General features: G+C 50.3%; 5 protein-coding genes. 4 read left to right on the top strand and 1 reads right to left on the bottom strand.

From position 1 onward, the window contains the following. Positions 1-671, bottom strand: a 671-nt coding sequence (locus tag C6366_RS08170; RefSeq protein WP_199221464.1) for a hypothetical protein, incomplete at its 3' end; no start/stop codon positions are given. A 394-nt stretch (positions 672-1,065) separates the two neighbouring features. Here C6366_RS08170 and C6366_RS08165 point away from each other — a divergent pair. The 4 genes from C6366_RS08165 (at position 1,066) to C6366_RS08150 (ending at position 6,492) form a co-directional block, all read left to right on the top strand. Further along, on the top strand, positions 1,066-2,025 hold the full coding sequence (locus C6366_RS08165; protein WP_107736880.1) for a hypothetical protein: 960 nt from the start codon (positions 1,066-1,068) through the stop codon (positions 2,023-2,025). Further along, on the top strand, positions 2,025-3,272 hold the full coding sequence (locus C6366_RS08160; protein WP_107736878.1) for an MBL fold metallo-hydrolase: 1,248 nt from the start codon (positions 2,025-2,027) through the stop codon (positions 3,270-3,272). The genes C6366_RS08165 and C6366_RS08160 overlap by 1 nt, the downstream gene beginning before the upstream one ends. A gap of 4 nt (positions 3,273-3,276) precedes the next feature. After that, positions 3,277-4,638, top strand: coding sequence for a PHP domain-containing protein (locus C6366_RS08155; RefSeq protein WP_158269699.1), 1,362 nt, complete (start codon positions 3,277-3,279; stop codon positions 4,636-4,638). Between the two features lie 273 nt (positions 4,639-4,911). Further along, positions 4,912-6,492: an ATP-binding protein gene (locus tag C6366_RS08150; RefSeq protein WP_107736874.1), complete on the top strand. Its 1,581-nt coding sequence runs from the start codon at positions 4,912-4,914 to the stop codon at positions 6,490-6,492. Positions 6,493-6,505: the final 13 nt, after the last annotated feature.

Genomic DNA, 6,505 nt, shown 5'->3' with positions numbered 1-6,505 from the left:
ACCTTTTCCTTGTGGCCGTCGTAACGCGCCTCGGGATCGTGTGGGTTGTTCAAAGCGCTACCTCTGAACTCCTGGTCCAGTTTCACCTCGACGATATCGTCCTGGACCTGGATCTGCTCTCTGGCCAACCGCTGAAGCAACTGGAAGGATTCCAGGCCTGAGACCGAGACATGTTCGGCGAAGCGATCGATCAAAAAGAGGATGTCCTTGGCCGCCTCGATCAAGATTTCCTTGTACTGGCTGGGCTTGCCTGCCGTAAACCATGTATCTTTGTCTTTCTTCGGCAGGTATCTTTCCCGGGTCTTCTCAGGAAGGCGGGAAAAGATGATCGGGTGGCACTTGTTCAGTTCTTTGTAGAATAATTGAATCGTGGTTCGAAAAAGTTCCAGCCTGGACATCTGCTTCAAGTGCGTGCCTACAAGGGTTGAGTCCTTTCGCTGGATGCCGTGTTCAAGTTTGAGCCTTTCACTGATTCGCTCCAGGACCTGCTCGAAAACCATGTGGCCCTCACCGAGCAACTTGGCTCTGTAAGAGTAGTAGGTGCGTTGCGAAAGATAGGCGTCTCTGGGCAGATCGAGGGCATACCGAACGGTATCGTAGAAGCAGTAAGCCTCGACGGCTTCGTCATCGGTGAAGTCCATGAGGGCTTGGATGATAAACAATCCAAGCATGGACTGGATATCTTTAGTAGGCCTCCCAGTGTCGACTGAGAAATGTTTTTTAAACATAGCGACTGGAAGATGTGGCAATATTTCTTGCCTAAACGTATAATAAACAGTCTTCTTGATAGCACTTGACTGTTTACCTGGAAGCAAAAATGTATCGTCTATAAGGCTTATCCTGTTCCTATTCTTGTATCGCAACACAGCAGTGACCTCGTTTTTTCAATTTGTATATCACCACTATAGTATATAATGCAAGTAAATTTTTATGTTAAATTGAATGTCTGTCCGGACTTTTTGCAGTAACATCACAACTATAAGGAAGCAGATGTCATTCCTGTAGAGTTGCAAGACCTTATTTAATATTGCTTACCAGACAACATCAAACAAAGGAGTAGAGCAAATGAGAACCATCAGCGATTCTTTTTATCATGAAATGATCAATGAAGACGGTATTCTTCATCCTATCATTGAAAGGCTGAGGAACGATGACACACTAATGTTTGCAATTAGAAATGGATATTTCAACATTTATTACAGAGGAGGTAGCATTGCGAAAGTTAAAGAGAATAAATTAAAAAAACATTTTATAATATCATTTGACAAAGAATACAATAAAACAGGTATTTCAATCCCACATTTTCCAGAGATATTGGCATCCAAAAAAGACACGCAAAATTTTATAGGAGTACTACCTCTCTTGAAAGAGATCATGGATACGTATTTTTCAAAAAAAAATAAATACGAAAGGGAATTTCAACAAGTAATAGCTCGAGAAAATAATTCTTCTCCAATTTCGAATGGAACGGAATATTTCATCACTGACATCGAATTTGCCGTATCTGAAATTAAATCAAGATTCGACATGCTCGCCATTCAATGGCTTTCTTCGGATCGTTCAAAAGCAGCAAGATGCAGACCTGTCTTTATTGAAGTGAAATATGGAGATGAAGCATTAAGTGGCAAGTCAGGGCTAACTGAACATCTTAAAAAGATTGAAGAATTTATTTCCAGCAAGAATGCCTATAGTGAATCTTTAGCAATGATGGCAGATCAGTTTAGGATTCTTGATGAATTGCAGTTAATGAAATTCAACAAAAGCAAAAATGAGCTTACCATTGATTTATGTTCAAATGCTGAAAAGCCGCAGGTAATTTTTATTTTTGCAAACCACAACCCTCGCAGCAGAAAACTACGTGAAATCATCGAGAATGAAGTTCCTGAGTCTTACGAGAACCCAGAGAACTTTGATCTTCGCTTTTTTGTATCCACCTTCGCTGGATATGGGATGCATGAAGCTTCCATGCTCAAACGATCTGCGTTTTTGCAACTATTGCAAAGCTATCGCCCTAAGGAGAGATGATGAACATCTGCATTCACAGAGGTAGCAACCAGATCGGCGGGAGTTGCGTGGAAATTGAGCAGGATGGGCAGCGCATCATCGTCGATCTGGGATTGCCTTTGGACGCCGACGACAATGTTCCGGATTATCTGCCCGATGTGCCCTGCCTGACAAACGGTGATCCGTCATTGCTGGGGATTTTCATTTCCCACCCCCACCTCGATCATCTTGGATTGCTCAAGCATATATCGCCCGAGATTCCCGTACACATGGGGCCTGCCGCACGGCGCATTCTTGCCGCGGCCAAACCATTTCTGCCCGACAACTGGCCTGACCTTCCGGCAGGTAGGGACTATGATGCATGGACTGCCATGGAGACCGGTCCGTTTCGCGTAACCCCGTATCTTGTGGACCACTCCGCCTACGACTCCTATGCCTTGTTGATCGAGGCGGGCGGCAAACGACTTTTCTACAGCGGCGACTTTCGCGGTCATGGCAGAAAGGCCAAGCTTTTCAACAATCTCCTTTCCCGTCCACCAAAAGATGTCGACGTCCTGTTGCTGGAAGGTTCGTCCCTGGGACGCTTGGATGAAGCAGGGCGCTTTCCAACGGAAGCGGAGATTGAAGAGCAGCTTGTCCAGGTGTTCTCCGCGACCAAAGGGCTGGCCATGGTTCACGCCTCGGGTCAGAATATTGATCGCATCGTGTCGATCCTGCGAGCGACAAAACGCACTGGCAGAAAGATGGTCATGGACCTATATACCGCCGCGATTCTGGAGGCTACGGGGAACCCGAACATTCCACAGTCAAATTGGCAAAATGTCGCTCTCTTCGTTCCACAGCCTCAAAGGATTCAGATCAAAACGAACGCTTGGTTCGACCAGCTCAAGCATCATTCCGCGAACCGAATCTATGGACAGCACCTTCAGGCGGCACCGAGCGAGTACACTCTGCTATTTCGGCCATTGTTCATGGGCGATCTCGACAGGGCGGAATGTCTCTCCGGCGCGGCGTATATTTACTCCCAGTGGGAAGGATACTGGGAGCGAGGGCTTTACGATCGCGTTAAATCCTGGCTTGAGTCGAGGGATATTGCCAAGCAAAGCATCCATACCTCGGGCCATGCCGGACCTTCCGAGTTGAAGGCTTTCGCCAACGCTTTGTCCCCGCGCAAAGTTGTTCCGATTCACAGCTTTGCCCCGGATCAGTATGCAGGCTTGTTTCCAAATGTCGAACCCCATGCGGATGGGCAATGGTGGGAGGCCTGATCAAATGCTGGATGCCGAAACCGTGGATTCATTGAATCAGCTTTTTGGGTTGCCAAACGTAACCGAAAACAAGTTCATCTACTTGGATTGCCAGAGTGAGTACGGCCTGAACGGGAGCCTGAATCGAGTTAGGGATCTGTGCGCCAGAGCGGCCGCCGACGGTCAATCGTCCTTGGCCCTCACGGATGTGGGCAACCTTTACGGCGCGATTCATTTCTTCAAGGCAGCGCAGGAATACGGCATCAAGCCGATCATTGGCTGCAGAATTCATGTAGCCCCCGAAAGCAGGCTCCATAAGCCCCGTTCCTTCAAGGCCAAGCCAGGACACCAGCTCATTTTGCTTGCAAAGGACGTCGTTGGATTCCAAAACCTTATTGCCTTGGTTTCATTAGCCCACATGGAAGGATACTTCTGCCGGCCAAGGGTGGATAAAGAACTCTTATCCAGATACCAAGAGGGCTTGATCGCCATTTCCCCTTCTCGTAACGGCCCTGTCTCCGCCTGCCTCGCCAATAAAGGCACCGACGCCGCCATTGACATCGCCGGTTTCCTCAAGGGAACCTTCCCAGACAGTTTCTATCTAGGGATAGAGCCCAGCGAAATTCCAGACTCACCCGAAATCAACGCCGCAACCGTTGAGTTGGCCACGGCCACACGACTTCCACTTGTCGCCACCATGTCCTGTCGTTACCCGGACGAAGAGGAGTCCCTGATTTACGACATCCTGTGGTGCATCAATTCGGGAATAAGCCTCAACAACATCCATCATTACAGCCGTGGACGTTACCCTTTCCATTACCGATCAGACGATGAAGCGGCGTTGCTGTTTCAGAATTTTCCCGAAGCTCTCACGTCAACGGTCCAGATAGCCGAGGCTTGCAACGTCGATCTGGCAGCGTTTATTCGCTCCATGCCTGACAACTCGGGTAGTAGTGATGCGCGACAACATTTCGTACTGCCCGGTCAGGCAATAGGAGCCATATCCTTTCATCGATGGTCCATTCCGGAACTGATTGAGGATGTCGGCAAAACTCTCGGGTTTGAGCCGGTTGAAGCAAGGCAGGCTTATTCTTGGGAAAAAGCAAGAGAGCTGACGGCTGGTTATGGCCAATTCCTTATGTCCGATGAATCATCTCGTCCGGACGATCCAATGGACGATCCACCGGCTGATCCTGAATTGCTGTGTTACGCCGTCAACAAACTCGCGGGGTATGCCAGTCATATCGCACCGGATACAGAATACTATACACCGGTGCTGCCTCATCTTGGTGGGAATGTCCCGCTCTGCCGCGATGAAGATAATGCGCCGATTTCACAATGGGACCGTGAGTCTTTGGCATGCCTTGAATCGCTGAATGCTACTTAACTCTTAAAGAAAAGCTAGCAGCCCTGCCATCAAGCGATGCGAGTAAACTCAAAAGCGCACTGCGGAACTGATAGCAGAGGCGAGAGCGCGCCATACGATGCAGGAAATCAAAGGTCGACTCTATGCCCGCCTATTCCAAAATATTGACCCAGGCTAGGCACCGAACTTGAGGTATTCTAATGAAATTCCCCAGAAGCAGGCGATTTAGGATTGGCCGCAAACAGAAGGAACCAGTCTTTCGAACATTTCAAACAGGTCCGGACCAGGAGCCCCATGCCCAGACTGCCCAACCTGCCCGTCGGCGACTCGTCCTTTGAGAGCATTCGTCAGAATGAACAGCTTTATGTGGACAAGACCAGCCATATCTACAGGATGGTGGATCAAGGCAAGTATTATTTCTTGTCCCGGCCTCGACGCTTCGGCAAGTCCCTGACCGTGTCCACGCTGCGCTGCCTGTTCGAGGGTCGGCGGGAGCTGTTCGAGGGGCTGTGGATCGCGGAACACGGGGAATGGGACTGGCGGGAGCATCCGGTGGTCCTCTTGGATTTCAATGGAATCAGCCACGAGACCCCGGACATATTGACGGCCAGCCTGCACGAGCACATCGGCCTGGTCGCACGGGCCAACGACATACCGATTCAGACAACGATGCTTAAAGGGCGGTTCATGGAACTGATCATCGCCCTGCATCAAAAGACCGGCCAGAAAGTCGTGATCCTTGTCGACGAATACGACAAGCCGCTCATTGATCACCTGGGCAAGGGCGAGAAGGAACTAAACATTGCCAAGGGCAACCGTGACAAGCTGAAACAGTTTTTCGGGGTGATCAAAGAAAGCAACGTGGCCGACGCGCTGCGCTTCGTGTTCATCACCGGGGTCTCCAAATTCAGCCGGGTGTCCATTTTTTCGGAATTGAACAACCTCACGGACCTGACCATGAGTCGCCATTACGCGGAGATGCTCGGATACACCCAGGAGGAACTGGAAGCCAGCTTCGTGGAGTACGTGGCCCATTTCGCCCGGGAGACCGACCAGACATCTCAGGAGGTCTTGGACAAGCTGCGGTTGATGTACAACGGATACCGTTTTTCCGAAAAGGATGTCCGGGTCTACAACCCTTTTTCCGTCCTGAGTTCCCTTCAAGAACAGGCTTTCCGCAACTACTGGTTCGAGACCGGGACGCCCACATTCCTGATTAACCTGCTCCGGGAGAAGAACTGGTACCTGCCGGAAATCGAGAACATGCAGGCCACGGTGAGCATGTTCAGCACCTACGATTTGGAAAACCTCCAGCCCGAGGCCCTGCTGTTCCAGACCGGCTACGTGACCATCAAGGATATTTCCGGTCGGCTGTACACTTTTGACTACCCCAACCAGGAAGTGAAATCCGCCTTTTTGGAGAAACTGCTCCACACCTACGCCCAGAACCTCCGCGATCAGTCCAGGTTCGTCCTGCTGGCGGAGCATCTGCTTGCCGACGACCTGACCGCCTTCATGGACACGGTCGCGGCCATCTTTAAGGATCTCGCCTATACCCTGGAAACCAACCGCGACGAATCCTATTTCCACACAGTGTTCTACCTGATGGTCAGCGCTTCAGGCGTGGACGCCCGCAGCGAAGTGCTGACCTGCGACGGGCGGATCGATCTGGTGATGCACGTAGGGGAGCGGATCTACATCATCGAGTTCAAGTGCAACCAGAGCGCGGACGAGGCCCTGGCCCAGATCAAGGACAAGGGCTACGCCCAGGCCTATCGAGGCCTGGGCAAACAGATCATCTTGCTGGGGATCAACTTTGACACGCAGAAGCGCAATGTGAGCGAGTGGAAAGCGGAAGAAGACGGCTTGGGATAATTATTCCTGAAAC

This window comes from Desulfonatronum sp. SC1 (assembly GCF_003046795.1).
Lineage (GTDB): Bacteria > Desulfobacterota > Desulfovibrionia > Desulfovibrionales > Desulfonatronaceae > Desulfonatronum.
This window is presented reverse-complemented; position numbering and strand designations above follow the sequence as displayed.

Coding starts and splice junctions, on each gene's coding strand:
- C6366_RS08165 (WP_107736880.1), top strand. CDS start 1,066: ATGAGAACCATCAGCGATTCTTTTTATCATGAAATGATCAATGAAGAC.
- C6366_RS08155 (WP_158269699.1), top strand. CDS start 3,277: ATGCTGGATGCCGAAACCGTGGATTCATTGAATCAGCTTTTTGGGTTG.
- C6366_RS08150 (WP_107736874.1), top strand. CDS start 4,912: ATGCCCAGACTGCCCAACCTGCCCGTCGGCGACTCGTCCTTTGAGAGC.
- C6366_RS08160 (WP_107736878.1), top strand. CDS start 2,025: ATGAACATCTGCATTCACAGAGGTAGCAACCAGATCGGCGGGAGTTGC.